General features: G+C 64.6%; 13 protein-coding genes and 1 pseudogene. 3 read left to right on the top strand and 11 right to left on the bottom strand.

Features of this window, described 5'->3' with window-relative positions; all coding sequences use genetic code 11:
- Position 1: 1 nt before the first annotated feature.
- The 4 genes from CFB35_RS28985 to CFB35_RS29000 are packed head-to-tail and all read right to left on the bottom strand — an operon-like array spanning position 2 to position 4,073.
- Positions 2-1,036, bottom strand: coding sequence for an NAD(P)-dependent alcohol dehydrogenase (locus tag CFB35_RS28985; protein ID WP_059581239.1), 1,035 nt, complete (start codon positions 1,034-1,036; stop codon positions 2-4).
- A gap of 10 nt (positions 1,037-1,046) precedes the next feature.
- Positions 1,047-1,877, bottom strand: a complete 831-nt coding sequence (locus CFB35_RS28990; protein ID WP_059581236.1) for a carbohydrate ABC transporter permease — start codon at positions 1,875-1,877, stop codon at positions 1,047-1,049.
- A complete protein-coding gene (locus tag CFB35_RS28995) occupies positions 1,865-2,761 on the bottom strand; it encodes a carbohydrate ABC transporter permease (protein ID WP_059581234.1) in 897 nt (298 codons plus the stop codon). The genes CFB35_RS28990 and CFB35_RS28995 overlap by 13 nt, the downstream gene beginning before the upstream one ends.
- 46 nt (positions 2,762-2,807) lie before the next feature.
- Positions 2,808-4,073: a sugar ABC transporter substrate-binding protein gene (locus tag CFB35_RS29000; protein ID WP_373453024.1), complete on the bottom strand. Its 1,266-nt coding sequence runs from the start codon at positions 4,071-4,073 to the stop codon at positions 2,808-2,810.
- 398 nt (positions 4,074-4,471) lie between these two features.
- Between CFB35_RS29000 and CFB35_RS29005 the strand changes: the two genes are divergently transcribed.
- Entirely contained in the window at positions 4,472-5,620 is a 1,149-nt protein-coding gene (locus tag CFB35_RS29005; RefSeq protein ID WP_059581228.1) for an AAA family ATPase, read from the top strand.
- The gene (locus tag CFB35_RS29010; protein WP_081066505.1) at positions 5,620-7,836 is read left to right on the top strand and encodes a S8 family peptidase; all 2,217 of its coding nucleotides are present in this window, start codon (positions 5,620-5,622) and stop codon (positions 7,834-7,836) included. The genes CFB35_RS29005 and CFB35_RS29010 overlap by 1 nt, the downstream gene beginning before the upstream one ends.
- A 49-nt stretch (positions 7,837-7,885) precedes the next feature.
- On the opposite strand, the pseudogene CFB35_RS35725 reads toward CFB35_RS29010, so the two are convergent.
- A pseudogene (locus CFB35_RS35725) lies at positions 7,886-7,987 on the bottom strand (amidohydrolase); the annotation flags it as partial.
- Positions 7,988-8,057: 70 nt separating this feature from the next.
- Between CFB35_RS35725 and CFB35_RS29015 the strand changes: the two are divergent.
- A protein-coding gene (locus CFB35_RS29015; RefSeq protein ID WP_089465892.1) for an IS3 family transposase occupies positions 8,058-9,169 on the top strand; the annotation gives its coding sequence in 2 pieces (ribosomal slippage) (positions 8,058-8,307 and positions 8,307-9,169; 1,113 coding nt in all).
- Between the two features lie 24 nt (positions 9,170-9,193).
- Here the strand turns inward: CFB35_RS29015 and CFB35_RS29020 are convergent.
- The 6 genes from CFB35_RS29020 to CFB35_RS29045 form a co-directional block, all read right to left on the bottom strand.
- A complete protein-coding gene (locus tag CFB35_RS29020) occupies positions 9,194-10,057 on the bottom strand; it encodes an amidohydrolase (protein ID WP_230951130.1) in 864 nt (287 codons plus the stop codon).
- Between the two features lies 1 nt (position 10,058).
- Positions 10,059-11,006, bottom strand: a complete 948-nt coding sequence (locus CFB35_RS29025; protein ID WP_059574798.1) for a YncE family protein — start codon at positions 11,004-11,006, stop codon at positions 10,059-10,061.
- A 43-nt stretch (positions 11,007-11,049) separates the two neighbouring features.
- Positions 11,050-12,342, bottom strand: a complete 1,293-nt coding sequence (locus CFB35_RS29030) for an MFS transporter (RefSeq protein WP_059574796.1) — start codon at positions 12,340-12,342, stop codon at positions 11,050-11,052.
- 97 nt (positions 12,343-12,439) lie between these two features.
- Positions 12,440-13,357, bottom strand: coding sequence for a dihydrodipicolinate synthase family protein (locus tag CFB35_RS29035; protein WP_059574794.1), 918 nt, complete (start codon positions 13,355-13,357; stop codon positions 12,440-12,442).
- Between the two features lie 8 nt (positions 13,358-13,365).
- A complete protein-coding gene (locus CFB35_RS29040) occupies positions 13,366-14,538 on the bottom strand; it encodes an L-rhamnonate dehydratase (protein WP_059574792.1) in 1,173 nt (390 codons plus the stop codon).
- Positions 14,539-14,588: 50 nt separating this feature from the next.
- Entirely contained in the window at positions 14,589-15,644 is a 1,056-nt protein-coding gene (locus tag CFB35_RS29045; protein ID WP_059574789.1) for a 4-hydroxythreonine-4-phosphate dehydrogenase PdxA, read from the bottom strand.
- Between the last annotated feature and the right edge of the window lie 79 nt (positions 15,645-15,723).

The raw sequence follows: 15,723 nt of genomic DNA on the forward strand, positions 1-15,723 counted from the left end.
CTCAATCCATTTCGATCTGAATCTTGACGTCGCGCGGCTGCCCGCTCGCCGCTTCCTCGAACGCGCGCACGCCTTCGGAGAACGGGAACGTGCGCGAGATGAACGGCTTCACGTCGATCGCGCCGGACGCGATCAGCGCGAGCGCGCGCGGGAAGATGTTCGCGTAGCGGAACACCGATTCGATGCGGCCTTCCTTCGCCTGCAGCGCGACCACGTCGAGCGGCACCGGCGCGACCGGCATCCCGATCAGCACCGCGCAGCCGCCCGGGCACATCAGGTCGACGAGGCCCGCATATGCATTCGCGCTGCCGCTCGCCTCGAACACGACGTCCGCGCCCCAGCCGCCGGAGGCGTCGGCCACCGCGTCGGCCAGCGGCCGCGTGCGCACGTCGACGGTCGTGACGGCCGGGTTGGCGGCGAACAGCGCGAGCTTCTCCGGCACGACGTCGGCGAGGATCACGCGCGCGGCGCCGCCGGCGAGCGCGGCGAGCGCCGTCATCGCGCCGATCGTGCCGGCGCCGATCACGACCGCGAGGTCGCCCGGCTTCATCGCCGCCTTCTTCGCGGCCTGCAGGCCGATCGACAGCGGCTCGACGATCGCGCCTTCGGCGAACGACACGTTGTCGGGCAGCCGGTACGTGAACGCGGCCGGATGCACGACGAACGGCGTCAGGCAGCCGTGGATGGGCGGTGTCGCCCAGAAGCGCACGTCGGGATCGAGGTTGTAGAGCCCGCGCAGCGTCGCGGGCGAATCGAGGCGAGGCACGCCGGGCTCCATGCACACGCGGTCGCCGACGCGCAGGTGCGTGACGTCGCTGCCGACTTCGACGACCGTGCCGGACGCCTCGTGGCCGAGCACCATCGGCGCGTCGACGCGAAACGGGCCGATCCCGCCGTGCACGTAGTAATGCACGTCGCTGCCGCAGACGCCGACCGTATGGACCTTGATCCGGACGTCGCCGGGGCCGACCGCTTGCGGCAGGTCGATGTCGCGCAGCGCGAGTTCGCGCGTGCGTTCGAGTACGAGTGCTTTCAACGTGTTCTCCTCATTTTCCCTTGACGATCGAATTGAGCAGCCGGCTCAGCATGCCGACGAAGACGAGCGGCGGCAGCGCGAGCAGCACCGTCGATGCGTTGATCACGCCCCACGGCACTTCCTGGCCGAGCGACGTGAACGCGGACGCGACCACCGGCAGCGTCGCGCTGCGCGACGACGTGAGCGCGAGCGCGATCATCAGTTCGTTCCACACCAGCACGAAGCTGAACACGATGCCGCCGAGCAGCGTGCTCGCGCACACCGGCAGCGCGATATGCCAGAACACCGCGTACGGGCCGTAGCCGTCGAGCGCGGCGGCCTCCTCGATCTCGCGCGGCAGCCGGCGGAACACGGGGATCGACAGCCACGTGATGGTCGACAGCGTGACGAGCAGGTACGTGACGATCATCGACAGCTTCGTGTCGTACAGCCCGAGATCGACCCAGATCGCGATCAGCGGCAGCGCGACCGCGACGGGCGGCAAAAAGCGCAGCGACAGCAGGAAGAACTGGATGTCGCGCTTGCCGCGCACCGGGTAGCGCGCGATCGCGTACGCGGCCGGCACGCCGAGCACCGCGCCGATCAGCACGGCCGCGCCGACGATCGCGATGCTGTTGCCGAGGCCGATCAGCACCTCGGGGCTCGACAGCACCTGTTCGTAGTTCGCGAGCGTCGGCGTGAAGAAGAAGCGCGGCGCGGGCGTGACGATGTCGAGCAGGTGCTTGAGCGAATTGAGCACGGCCCAGAATAGCGGGAACGCGGCGACGAGCAGGATCGCGCCGGCGATTACGGCGGTGGACACGGTGGCGGCGGGGCCGCGGCGGGCCGTCAGTCGTCCCATTTGTTGACCCTCTTCCAGATGAGCGTGAAGACCAGCGTGGTCGCGACCATCATCAGCACCGCCATGCCCGACGCATACGACACCTTGCCGGCGAGGCCGATGCCCTGCTGGTACGCGTAGAGATCGAGCGTTTCGGTCGCGATGCCCGGGCCGCCCTTGGTCATCACGTAGATCAGGTCGAACGAGCGCAGCGACTCGACCATCTTGATGAACACGAGGCTCACGAGCGGCGCCTTCAGCATCGGCAGCGCGATGTACGCATGCACCTGCCACGTCGTCGCGTAGTCGAGCCGCGCGGCTTCGAGCGGCTCGGGCGGCAGCGTCTCGAGCAGCTTCAGGATCACGACCGCGAAGAACAGCCCCCATTGCCACACGTCGACGAGCGCGACCGCGTACAGCGCGAGATGCGGATCGGCGAGGAACGCGGTGTGCTCGACGCCGAGCGTGCCGAGCAGCCAGCTCAGGATGCCTGTGAGCGGCGCGTACATGAACTTCCAGATGAACGCGGCCGACACGCGCGGCAGCAGCACCGGCATGATCAGCACCAGCGACGCGAAGCGGCGCCAGCGGCCGTGCACGCGCTCGAACAGGAACACCGCGAGCGCGATGCCGACGAGCACCGCGCCGGCGACCGTGACGACTTCCCACAGCACCGACACCTCGATCGCGTTCAGGAAGCGCCGGTCCGACGCGAGCCGGATGAAGTTGCGCAGGCCGACGTATTCGCTGTCCGGGTAGCGCAGCACGCGATTGCGCAGCGCAAGGTTGATCGCGGCGATCGTCGGGACGAGGCTCAGGACCGCGAGCAGCGCGAGCGTCGGCGCGAGGAACACCCACGGCAGGCTCGTGCGGTCGCGGCGCGTGCGGCCGCGCCGGGCCGACATTGCGGAAGGGGCCGGGCGGACGCCGAGCGCGCGTCCGCCGGCGCCGTCATTTGCGAGCGCCATGTTCGAGCGCGTCCTTCGCGTACTGGTCCGCATCGTCGAGCGTGCCGCGGATATCCGTCTGCGTGCCGGTGAACACCTGTTCGAGCGCGATGCCGAGGTTGTCGCCGATATCCGGCCACTGCGGCGTGCGCCAGATCGTCACCTGCGTGACGGGGTTCGTGTCGTTCAGTCCGGCCTGGATCTGCGGCGCGACGTGCTGCTTGAAGTACGGGCTGCCGATCGTGCTCGAACGGTTGTAGTCGCTGAACACGCCGTTGCGCAGCCGCGCCTGTTCCTGGTCCTTGCTGGTGGCCCATGCGATGAAGCGGCCGGCGGCCGTCCGCGTGCAGTCGTCCTTCGCGCCGACCGCCGAGATCGCGAAGCCGTGGCCGTATGCGGCCGACGGCAGCGGCGCGGGCGGGCGCGTGTAGCCGACCTTGCCGGCCACGCTCGACTTGCTCGCATCTTCCATCCAGTCGGCGAACGGCGTCGATTCGATCATGAACGCGACCTTGCCGGAGCGGAACGCTTCGAGCGCGTTGCTCCAGTCGTAGGTCGCCGAGCCGGGCGGCGCGTACTTGAACAGGTCGCTGTAGAGTTGCGTGGCCTTCACCGCGGCCGGCGAGTCGAACGCGGGCTGGCCGCCCTTGTCGGTCCACGTGCCGCCCATGCCGAGCATGAACGGCGACCAGCGCCACACGTTCATTCCCGAGCCGCGCTGGCCGCGCGCGACCCAGCCGTACACCTTCGGCGGCGCGTTCAGCTTCTTGATCGCGGCGACGAGCTGGTCGAGCGTCTTCGGCACCGGGATGTGCGCGGCGTCGAGCAGGTCGCGGCGGTAGAACAGGAAGTCGCCGCCGCCGATCAGCGGCGCGAAGTACGCGACGCCGTTGTAGCTCGCGACCGCGCGGCGGCCGGGCAGGAAGTCGTCGTAGTCGTAGTCCTTCGGGTAGTACTTGAGGAGCGGCACGATCCAGTTGGCCGACGCGAATTCGGCGACGTTCGCCTCGTCGACGTAGTAGATCTGGTAGGAACCCGCGCCGGTCGACGCGTCGAGGCGCGATTTCGCGCGGCGATCGTTCTCGCCGAAATAGCTGATCTCGATCTTGGTGCCGCTCTTCTTCTCGTAGTCGGCCAGCGATTTCTCCATCACCGACAGGCCGAGGCTCTTCTGCGCGAGCACCCGAAGGGTCGGCACCTTGCAGGTTTGCGCGGCCGCGACGCCCGGCAGACAGGCGCCGAGCAGCAGGCCGGCTGCGACGATTCGCATCTTGTTCACCCGTGTCTCCTTGATTCTGCTTGTTCGAATGCCGCCGATGACGGCAGGAACAATGGTGTGACGCGGGCGATGCGATCACCACATCAAAAGGATTTGCGAACCGATACTTTTTGCTCAGGGTCGGTCGTGCGATGCACAAAATGTGGTGGTGGGGGCGTACGGTGGGTAGCGGCACTATGCGTATAGCTTGGAGATCTCAGTTGACCTAGGTACGTCGGTCGACGTCCCTGCTTCGATGTGGGGCTGTATATACATACAGTATTGTGTCATGCTCATCAGGTAGCAAACAGGTTTCCTCTTCCGTATTCTTCACTTTCGTCATAAACTTCGTCAGTTGGAAAAGTGAAGAGATTCCTTTCTTTTGGCGGGATGCGCTGGGTGCGTGTGGTATGAAAGACGAAATTGACGAAATTGAAAGGGACTTCGCTACTTTGGCAAGGCTCGCTGCTGCACAATCCTACGAAGATGTGCGGCTGCTGTTGGCTCGACTGGTACGGAAGTATCGGCAGCGCAACCCTGATTTGGCAGCAATGCTCGATCAGAGCCTGAAGGCGACGCAGACGCGTAGCTCGGGCAGTTCGATATTGCGCCGTGACGCGTCGCAACTTGATGCTCCGCTACCGATCGATCGCGACTCCCGTCTCGCGCTGATAAAGGAGTTTGATGATCGCGGAGGGCTTGAGGTCCCGTTGCTTTCGGACCTGCTTAAACATCAGATTGAGGCCATTGTTCTGGAACGACGGGAGCGCGACAAGTTGCTCGCGCGAGGAATTGCACCGACGCGTTCAGCCATCTTGGTTGGCAAACCAGGCCTCGGTAAAACGCTCTCGGCGAGATGGATTGCTAGTCAGCTAGGGAAGCCCTTGTGGGTGTTGGATTTAACGGCCGTGATGAGCAGCCTATTGGGAAAAACCGGCAACAACGTTAGGGCGGCTCTCGACTATGCGAAGGCGAATTCTGCGATCCTGCTTTTGGACGAAATTGACGCGATTGCGAAGCGCCGTAGTGACGAATCCGATATCGGGGAATTGAAGCGTCTTGTCACAGTGATCCTCCAGGAGGTAGATCAGTGGCCCGATACGGGATTGCTGCTTGCAGCGACGAACCACCCTGAGTTGGTAGACCCTGCGCTGTGGCGACGGTTTGACGCAGTTTTGGAGTTCTCGGCTCCTGACGCGAACGCGACGATCGCAGCTGTACGTCGTTTCCTTGGCCAGGACCTCGAGGCACTTGCACCATGGGTGAATACGCTGGCGTCTGGTCTGCAGGGAAAAACACTGTCGGACGTCGAGCGCGCTGTCACCTCGCTTCGCCGTGGGCATGCCTTGCACCATGCGCCAACAGAAGTCCTCGTGTCTCAAATCGTTGGCTCCAGTATTGACGTCCAGCCTAGAGCGCAGAGGCTGGAACTGGCTATCCAGATGGCTAGGGATGGCCAACACTCATACCAAGAGATCAGCAAATTGACCGGCGTGGCTAGAGACACGATTCGCAAACATGCCGGGCCATCGAGAAGGCAAGGACGGGGGCTTAAGTAATGGTTACACGATATCTGATCGGTAAAGGTGAACTACTGACCTACCCAATTGATGCCCCAAAGAAGAAGCCTGGCGAAAAGGCTCATCCGTACACCCTGGAGGAGGCGAGGCGAGCGCTTTTGCCGCAGATTGAAGCCGCGAACCAGACGTTCGCGGAACTACCTGCGGCCGCTTGCCCGGATGACTTGGCCGTAGCCATGGTCACTCTCCATCCTGCGTACATTGCGAAGTCGTATTTTCCAAAGCATCTGCTTTTAGCGGCCGGTCTGCAGCATTTGGGTAGTCGTACTCGACGCGTACAGCCGAGAAAGAAGGCTTCCACGAAGGCTCCCTCGGAAGCAGATACCACTCAGCTCTTCGTTGCCGGCAGACGTTCGGTTTTACGCAATCTCGGCGTTTACGCACAACAACTTGAACCGGAGACGCGCGAAGGGATGGAGTTTGCTCAGATCGAGAGCATCGCTCCTATGAGTCCGGCGGACCGTATCCGCCTCGGTTCGACTGGTGGGAAGCACGTCTTTGAAGTCGGCCTTCATGTTCCATCCGACGAGGATCCTGCGCAGTTGCGTGCCATTTTCGCCAAGTACGCACAGACGTGCGGTTTTGTCGTTAATCCGACGTTCGATTTCCAAGCCGGGCAGCTATTGTTCCTTCCTGTCGAGGGGCCTCAAGAATACTTGGAGCGACTTGCGCTTTTCACGCTGATGCGAGTTATTCGCGAGATGCCCCGCCTGCGCGCGGCAAGACCGCTAACGCGGAGTACTCCGGTTGCCGTGTCGTTTGATCTTCCCGCCGGCGAACCTTTGTCCAGAGAGCCAAGAGTGGCTGTACTGGACGGTGGGCTACCCGACACTCACGTTCTTGGCGATTACGTGCGACGCTACTTCCTCTCGGATGAGGATGCAAATGATGTCGAACCTTATTTAGCACACGGACTTGGCGTTACTTCGGCACTTCTTTTCGGCCCCATCGAGCCAGGTGGTCAGGCTCATCGCCCGTATTCGGCGGTCGACCATCATCGGGTTCTCGACGCAAAATCGGAGGAAGAGGATCCTTACGAGTTGTACCGGACGCTCGGGCATGTTGAGACGGTATTACTCTCGCGCTCCTATCAATTCGTAAACCTTAGCCTCGGTCCTGATCTGTGTGTCGAGGATAATGACGTTCATGCCTGGACTGCGGTTATTGACGATATTCTCAGCGATGGCGAGACATTGATGAGCGTGGCAATCGGCAATAACGGGGAGAACGATGCCGAAGCCGGACTGAATCGCATACAAGTACCTGCGGACAGCGTCAATGTTTTATCGGTAGGTGCAGTTAATCGCACTACTAGCAATTGGAGCAAATCCAGCTACAGTGCTGTAGGTCCGGGCCGAAGTCCCGGACGAAGAAAGCCGGATCTGGTTGCATTCGGCGGTTCACCGCACGAATACTTCCACGTTGTTGCGCCGGGCAACAGACGGGACTTGGTCGCCACTCTTGGGACAAGTTTCGCTGCTCCGTTTGCATTGCGCACTGCTGTCGGTATTAGAGCAATTCTCGGTAGCTCAATCGCTCCATTGACAATCAAGGCGTTGATGATCCATGGGTGCGAAACGCAAGTGGGGGAGTCAGTTGACGCTGTAGGATGGGGCATGGTGCCCATCGACCTGAATACGTTGATTACTTGCGGTGATGGAGTGGCGCGCATTATCTATCAAGGTGAATTGCGCCCTGGGAAATTTCTACGTGCACCGGTTCCTCTGCCGGTGATGCCTCTGGAGGGAAAGGTGACCCTCAGCGCCACGTTCTGTTACGCCAGTCCTGTTGACCCTCAGGATTCGAGTGCCTATACGAAAGCGGGGCTGGGAATCACTTTTCGCCCACACATTGATAAGCGTAAGCCGGGAGCACAACACGCGACTCCGCAAAGTTTCTTTCCGGCCAATGAGTGGCGCACGGAAGCGGAACTACGCTCAGATCTCCATAAATGGGAAACGGTCCTGCATGCGGAACACTCTTTCCGGGGCGCTAGCCTGAAGGAGTCGGTTTTTGACGTGCACTACAACGCACGCGATGCTGGCGGCGCGACCTCAGGTGCAGAGCGTATTAGATATGCCCTCGTTGTGACGGTGAAAGCACCGAAGCACGCAAACCTTTATCAGGACATTTTGAATGCCCACGCGGTATTGCAGGCGCTCGAGCCGCAGGTAACTTTGCCGATCCGTAGCTGATGGTTCGCTGCCGAATCTTCGACGCTCGGCGAAGGTCGGGAAACCGGCGCTACCCGCGCGCGGGTTGATGCGGCGCGTCGAGTGCGATCCGGTACACCCGCAGCGCGTTGTCATGCCAGATCGCGCGGCGCGCGGGGCCGTCGAGGTGCGCGTGACCTGCCCTGGAATTTTCGGACCAGTTGAAACTTGAGAGAATGGCTTCCAACGGAGAAAGGGAAGTCATGAAGAAGAGTCGGTTTACCGAAGAACAGATGGTCACCATCCTGCGCGAGGCGGACAAGGCGCCGGTCGCTGAGGTTGCGAAGAAGCATGGGATTAGCGAGCAGACCATTTACAACTGGCGGCAGCATTTCGGCGGGCTGGAAGCTGCCGACGTGAAGCGGCTCAAGCAGCTCGAGCAAGAGAATGCGCGGCTGAAGAAGATGCTCGCCGAGCGAGATCTCGAGCTGGACGTGATGAGAGAGATCAACGCAAAAAAGTGGTGAGCGCGCCCGCCAGACGCCTGCAGGTCACGTACGCGAAGGCACGTGGCCTGTCGGAGCGACGTGCGTGCGCGCTGATGTCGGTTGCCCGATCGGCGCTGCATTACGAATCGACGCTGGCCGTGCGGGACGCGCCGGTGCTGGCAGCGATGAGCATCCTGTCGGCGCAATATCCGCGTTATGGTTACCGCCGTATTCAGATCTTTCTGGAGCGGCAGGGTCACCCGATGAGCGCCGACCGGGCCTGGCGGCTGTGGCGTCTTGCCGGGTTGCAGGTGCCGCGCAAGCGACCTCGTCGACGCGTGTCGGTCCATCGCCCTCGGCCGCAGCCAGCGACGACGGCACGACACGTCTGGGCGTACGACTTCGTATTCGACGCGTGCGCCAACGGCCAGCAGCTGAAGTGTCTGACGGTGATCGATGAGTACACGCGTGAATGCCTGGCAATCGACGTGGCCGGATCGATTCGTTCCGGACGTGTCATCGAAGTTCTGTCCCAACTGGTCAGCCTTCATGGTGCGCCTCGTTACTTGCGTTCGGACAACGGCCCGGAGTTCGTATCGCGGGCCATCCTGAAGTGGGCGGCACAAAACGGCATGGACATGGCGCTCAGCGATCCCGGCAAACCTTGGCAGAACGGCGCGGACGAGAGCTTCAACGGCAAGTTCCGAGATGAATGCCTGAGCCTTGAATGGTTTCGAACGCGCACGGAAGCGAAGGTTGTGATCGAGCAGTGGCGGCGTCACTACAATGCCATCCGGCCGCATTCGAGCCTGGCCTATCTGACGCCCAACGAGTTCAAGCAGCGGTATTGTTCGACTGAAGCAACCGAGGCCGTTCTCCAAGATTGAAATGGCCCGAAGAAATCAGGCAGGTCACGCGATCGCGCCGGCGAACGTGCGCAGCAGCGCGGGATAGGACACGCGCAGCCCGGCCACCGGAAAATTGCTCGCGAACAGGCAGCGCTGCCAGCCGAAGATCGCGATCGTGTCGCGGATGATCCGCGCGTTGTCCGCGTCGTTCCACCCCGCATCGCGCAGGCCGAGCTCGGAGATTTTCACGGTCACGCGCGGCAACTCGGCGAGCGCCGCCATCCCGCCGCGCCAGCGCGCGAGCCCGGCTTCGGACCGGTCCCACGGCAGCCCCGCATGTTCGAGCACGACGTCGACGTCGGGCGCATCGGTCAGCATCGCGGCCGCATCGCCGAGATGCCAGAACGGCACGCGCAGATCCCAGCTCAGGCCGTGCGCGGCAAGGCGGTCGAGTGCGGCCGGCCAGCGCGGATCATGCAGCGTGCCCGGCCCGTCGATCGATGCGTCCGGCGCCGCCGCGGTGCGCGGCTTGAACCGCACGCCGCGCACGCGAGGCCACGCGGCCTGCTCGGCGAGCCGCTCGTCCGCATCGCCAGCCAGCAGGTCGACCCACGCGACGATCGCCGAGGGCAGCCCGTGCGTGGCCGCGACCTCATGCAGCCAGCGCGTTTCCGCGAGCGCCTCGTCGCGCGCGCGTTCGGCCTCGACATGCACGCTGGCGACGAGCGGCGCGCATTGCGCCGCTCGCCGGAAATCGTCGACGTCGAAGTTGCGGCACAGCGCCGCGTAGTCGCCGAACATGAAGCGCGCCGGATCGTAGTGCGTCTGCAGCCACGGATAGTGCGCGCCCGCATCGAGCCGCCACAGATGGTGATGCGCATCGACGAGCGCATCGGGCATGCCGCCGGGCGGCGCTTCGTCGCGCATGTCAGAGCGCGCCGGCGAGCACGTACGACGCATCGGGTTCGCGCAGCGTCGCGAGCGCACCGACGAAACGCCACCCGTCGAGGTCGAGCTCGCGCACATGGTCGTCCTGGAACGACACGTACGCGACGCGCCTCGACGGATGGAACGACAGCGCGGTCGGGTTCGCGGGCAGCGCGATGCGCTCGATCTCCTCGAGCTGCCGCGCATCGAATACGGAAATCGACCGCTCGCCCGAATTGGTCAGCAGCAGCAGGTCGTGGCCGTCCCGCGTGCTGGTGCGGTAGATGCGATTCGGATCGCTGCGCGTCTTCACGCGACGGCCACAGGTCATCGTTTCCGTGTCGATCTCGACCAGCGTATCGTCGCCGCGGTTCGCGACGAACAGCGTGCGCTCGTCGCTCGATAGCGCATTGCCTTCGGGGCGCGGGCCGGGCATCACCGCGCGCGGCGCGACCGTTGCGTCGCGCGGATGGAATTGCGTGACCGTGTTCGACAGCAGATGCACGCCGTACGCACGGCTCGCGTCGCGCGTGAGCGTCACGAGGTGCGTCTTCACGCCGCCGGACGGCACGGCCATGTTCGGTACCGGCTGCCGGGTCGGCTCGTCGAATACGAGCAGCATGTCGTGCGCCTCGCTCATCGCATACAGCCGACCGTCGCGGTCGCTCGCCATCCCGTGCGGCCGGTAGTACGGCCACAGGTCGAGCATGCGCGTATGGGCGCGCTCGACGAGATCGATCTCGGCGATCCGGTGATCGCCTTCGTGGCCGCGCGACCATGCGGTCTCGATCCCGAAAATGCCGACGTACGCGTATCGGTCGTTCACGTCGACGGTGAATTCATGCGGGAAGTTCGGCAGCACGATGTGCTTGAGCGGCGCTTTCGTGTCGAGGTCGTAGAAGCTGAAAGTGTGCGCGCATTTCTGCACCAGCAGCAGGATGTCGTTCATGGTGGGTCTCCGGTGTGTCGTTCGCTGTCTCGTGTCGTCGTGGTCAGCCCTCGCAGCGCTTCGGCAGCGTCAGCGCGAGCAGGCCGGCCACCGCGAGCGTGGCCGCGAGGCTGTAGACGCCGGCCGCCGCGCTCACGTGCTGCGTCAGCACGCCGACCGCATACGGGCCGCAGAAGCCGCCGAGATTGCCGAGCGCGTTGATCAGGCCGCGTGCGCTGCCGGCCGCCTCGACGCTGCAGAGTTTCGGCGGAATCGCCCAGAACACGCCGGCCGCCGCCTGCAGGAAGAAGCCGCATCCGATCAGGAACGCGAACGACACGGCCATCGACGCATGCGTGAGCACCGACAGCGCAAGGCAGGCGGCGAACGCGACGAGCGGCAGCAGCACGAACAGGCGCCGCTTGCCGGTCCGGTCAGACAAATACGACGTGGCGAGCATCCCGATCACCATCGCGACGTACGGCAGCATCGCGAGCAGGCCGACCCGGCCCATCCCGCCGTGCGTGAGGTTTTTCAGCAGGGTCGGCAACCACATCGTGTAGCCGTAGACGCCGGCCTGGTAGCAGAAGTTGATCGCGATGAGCAGCCAGATCGTCGGGTGGCGCAGCAGCGCGCCGAACGATGCGGCCGCCGGCGTGCCGGCCGCGCGCTTGCGCTCCTGCTCGTCGCGCAACGCGTCGAGGATGTATGCCTTCTCGCGCGGCGACACCCAGCGCGCGGTCTCCGGGCCGTCGTCGGCGAACAGCATCCAGACGACGAGACACAGCACCGACAGCGCGCCTGCGCTGTAGAACAGGTGATGCCAGTCGTACGCGGCGAGGATGAAGCCGGACAGCGGCGCGGTGATCATGCCGGCGAGCGGCACGAACAGGATGACCATCGCATTCGCGCGGCCGCGTTCGCGGTCGGGAAACCAGTGGCTGACCATCGTGAGCACGACGGGCAGCATCCCGCCTTCGGCCACGCCGAGCAGGAAGCGCAGCGCCAGCAGCTGCCACGTGTGCGTGACGAGCCCGGTCAGTACCGACAGCACGGCCCAGCTCACGAGCGACCACGCGATGAAGGTCTTGCCGCTGCCGAGCGCCGCGCGCCGGCCGCCGGGAATCTGCAGGAACAGATAGCCGAAGAAGAAGATGCCGCCGGCGAGGCCGGCCATCGTCGCGTCCATGCCGAGATCGGCGTTCATCCCGCCGGGCATCGCGAACGCGATGTTGACGCGATCCATGTAGGAAATGATGCAGGCCAGCAGCAGCGGCGGAATCACGCGCAGCCAGCGGCGGCGCGGAATGGCTTCGCCGGCGTCGTAGGCCGGGGTAGCGGGGTTCAGCAGGTTCATGGTGTCTCCATCCATCCGATGAGCGGCGGCGGCCTTCTGTCGGGCCGCCGTCACGCCGATGCGCAACGCACGCGCGTTGCGGGTGCAAAAACGGTGTCTAGCGCCCCCAGTGCAGTACGAGCGGATCGAGCCGCCGCGCCGTGTCGAGCAACCCCGCGCGTACCAGCGGATGCAGCTCGGGCCACGGCGAGCGCGGCCGGTCACACGCGATCACGCCGCCTTCCTTCATCAGCGCCTTCGCGGTGAGGAAGCCCGACTGGCGGTTTTCGTAGTTGATCAGCGGCAGCCAGCGCGCGTACTCGTCGTATGCATCGTCGCGGCGTCCGGCGAAATACGCGTCGGTGATCCGGCGAATTCCGTCCGGATAGCCGCCGCCCGTCATCGTGCCGGTCGCGCCGGCATCGAGATCGGCGAGGAGCGTGATGCCTTCCTCGCCGTCCCACGGCCCCTCGATCGCGTCGCCGCCGAGCGCGATCAGCTCGCGCAGCTTCGACGCGGCGCCGGCCGTCTCGATCTTGAAGTACGACACCGCGTCGATCTCGCGCGCGAGCGTCGCGAGCAGCGACGCCGACAACGCGACGCCGCTCGCCGGCGCATCCTGGATCATCAGCGGAATGTCGAGGCCGTCGGCGACTTCGCGGAAGTACGCGCGCACCTGTCCATCGGAGACGCGGAACGTCGCGCCATGGTACGGCGGCATCACCATCACCATCGCCGCGCCGAGCGCCTGCGCGTGCCGGTTGCGTTCCGCGCAGATCCGCGCGCTGAAATGCGACGTCGTGACGATCACCGGTACGCGGCCCGCGACGTGTTCGAGCGTGGTGCGGGTGATGAGATCGCGTTCGTCGTCGCCGAGCGCGAACTGCTCGGAATAGTTCGCGTGGATGCAGAGGCCGTGCGAGTCGGCATCGATCATGAAATCGATGCAGCGGCGCTGGCCGTCGAGATCGAGCGCGCCGTGCGCGTCGAAGATCGTCGGCACGACCGGAAAGACGCCCTGGTAGCGCGCGTTCATGGCCGGCCTCACTCGACGATGTCGAACTGGTCGAGGAACGCCGTTTTCAGCGTGAGGCCGAGGCCCGGCACGTCGTCGCGCAGTTGCAGGAAGCCGTTCTCGGCCACCGGCTCGCCGTCGAAGATGTAATAGAACAGCTCGTTGCCGACCTCGACGTCGAACATCGGGAAGTACTCGCTCATCGGCGATGCGAGCGTGCTCATCGTCAGGTGATAGTTGTGCATCTGGCCCGCATGCGGAATCACCGGCACGCTGTACGCCTCGCACAGCGCGTTGATCTTTTGCGCCATCGTGATCCCGCCGACACGATTCGTGTCGTACTGGACGACCGACACGGCCTTGCGGTCGAGCAGTTGCTTGAAGCCGTACAGCGAGAATTCGTGCTCGCCGCCGGAAATCGGGATGCGCGTCAGCCGGTTCAGCTCCGCGTAGCCGTCGATGTCGTCGGCGATCACCGGCTCTTCCAGCCAGCGCGGCTGATACTTCTCGAGCTTCGGCAGGATGCGTTTCGCGTATTCGAGGTTCCAGCCCATGTAGCACTCGAGCATCAGGTCGTTGTCGTAGCCGATCACCTCGCGGATCGCCGCGACCGATTTCAGGTTTTCGGTCACGCCCTGCGGCCCGTGCGCGGGCCCGTAGCCGAAGCGCATCTTGAACGCGCGAAAGCCTTCGGCCAGATAGCGTTGCGCCTCGTCCTGCATTGCCTTCAGGTCGGTGCGGTAGAGCTTCGAGTAGTAGCAGGGGATCTGTTCCTTCGTGCGGCCGCCGAGCAGCTTGAACACCGGCTTGCCAACGCTTTTGCCGAGGATGTCCCAGATCGCGATGTCGACCGCCGAGATCGCCGCCATGCCGATGCCCTTGCGGCCCCACGCGTGGGTGGCGCGGTACATCCGCTGGTTCAGGTATTCGTAGTCCCACGGGTCCTGGCCGATCACGAGCGGCGCGAGGTACTGGTCGATGATGACCTTCGCGACGTGCGGCGCGAGCGCGACGTTGCCGAGGCCGACGATGCCGTCGTCGGTCTCGACTTCGACGACCGTCCACGCATGGAAGCGGAACGTGCTCATCGTTTCCTGCGGCGCGTACAGCAGATCCATCGCATTCGAGCAGAAGTTGCCCTGGGGCGGAACGGTCTTGCCTTTCCACTGGAATACGCGAGCGCGTACGGAACGGATTTTCATGATGGTGTCTCCGGGAATCGATGTCGTCGTGTGTAAAGGGCGCGCGAACGTCACGCCGAAACCGTGGGCGTGCGGCGCGCGGCGCCCATCCGGCAGGCGATCTGCAGCGCCTGCCAGGTCGCGCCGACGTCGGCCGTGCCGCGGCCCGCGATGTCGTACGCGGTGCCGTGCGCCGGCGTCGTGATCGGCACGGGCAGCCCGCCCTGCACGGTCACGCCGCGCGAGAAGCCGAGCAGCTTGATCGCGATCTGCCCCTGATCGTGGTACATCGTGACGATCGCCTGGTAGTCGCCGGCCTGCGCCTTCAGGAAGATCGTGTCGGCCGGGAACGGGCCGTGGAATGGTGCGTCGGTCGGCCAGTCGCGCGACTGCAGCTTGCGCACCGCCGGCTCGATGATGTCGACTTCCTCGCGGCCGCAGCTGCCGCCGTCGCCGCCGTGCGGGTTGAATGCGGCGATCGCCACCTTCGGCGCCGTGACGCCGTTCTCGAGCAGCGACCGGTAGATCAGTTCCGACGCCTGTTCGATTCGTTCGACACTCAATTGGGCCGCCGCATTCTTCAGCGGGATATGCGACGAGATCCGCGCGGTCCACAGCTCGCCGAGCGTATTGAATTCGCAGAAGTAGCCGGTCACGCCGAGCGCGGCGGCGAAGTGGTGCAGTTCGTCGTCATGTTCGAGGCCGCCGAGCTTCATCGCGTACTTGTTCAGCGGCGCGAAGCAGATTGCGTCGATGTCGCCGGCGAGTGCGGCGTCCAGGCACTGGTCGAGCACGGCGAGCGTCGAGCGGCCGCCCGGCGCGCCGGCCTGGCCGACCTTGACCTGCGCGGGATCGACCGTATCGACCGCGACGAACGCGGCGCGCGCGGTCGACGGCCGGCCGCGCGCGGCGGCGAGCGATGCGACCGGGTCGACGTCGATGGAGACGCCGGCGACGCGCTGACCGGCTTCCCACAGCCAGCGGTCGCCGATCAGCACGAGATTCGCGCGGGCGGTCGCGTCGGGGCGGGCGAGCAGTTTCGCGATCAGTTCGGCGCCGATGCCGGCGGGGTCGCCGAGCGTCAGCGCGACGACGGGCCGGGTGGCGGTGGACGAGGGGGTGTTCATGCGGTGTCTCCGGTGGCGGCATGCGGCCGTTCGTTCGTCTACGGGGTTCATGCTAGGTAGACGGAATGAGTCGGTAAAT

This window comes from Burkholderia sp. AU16482 (assembly GCF_002223285.1).
Lineage (GTDB): Bacteria > Pseudomonadota > Gammaproteobacteria > Burkholderiales > Burkholderiaceae > Burkholderia > Burkholderia semiarida.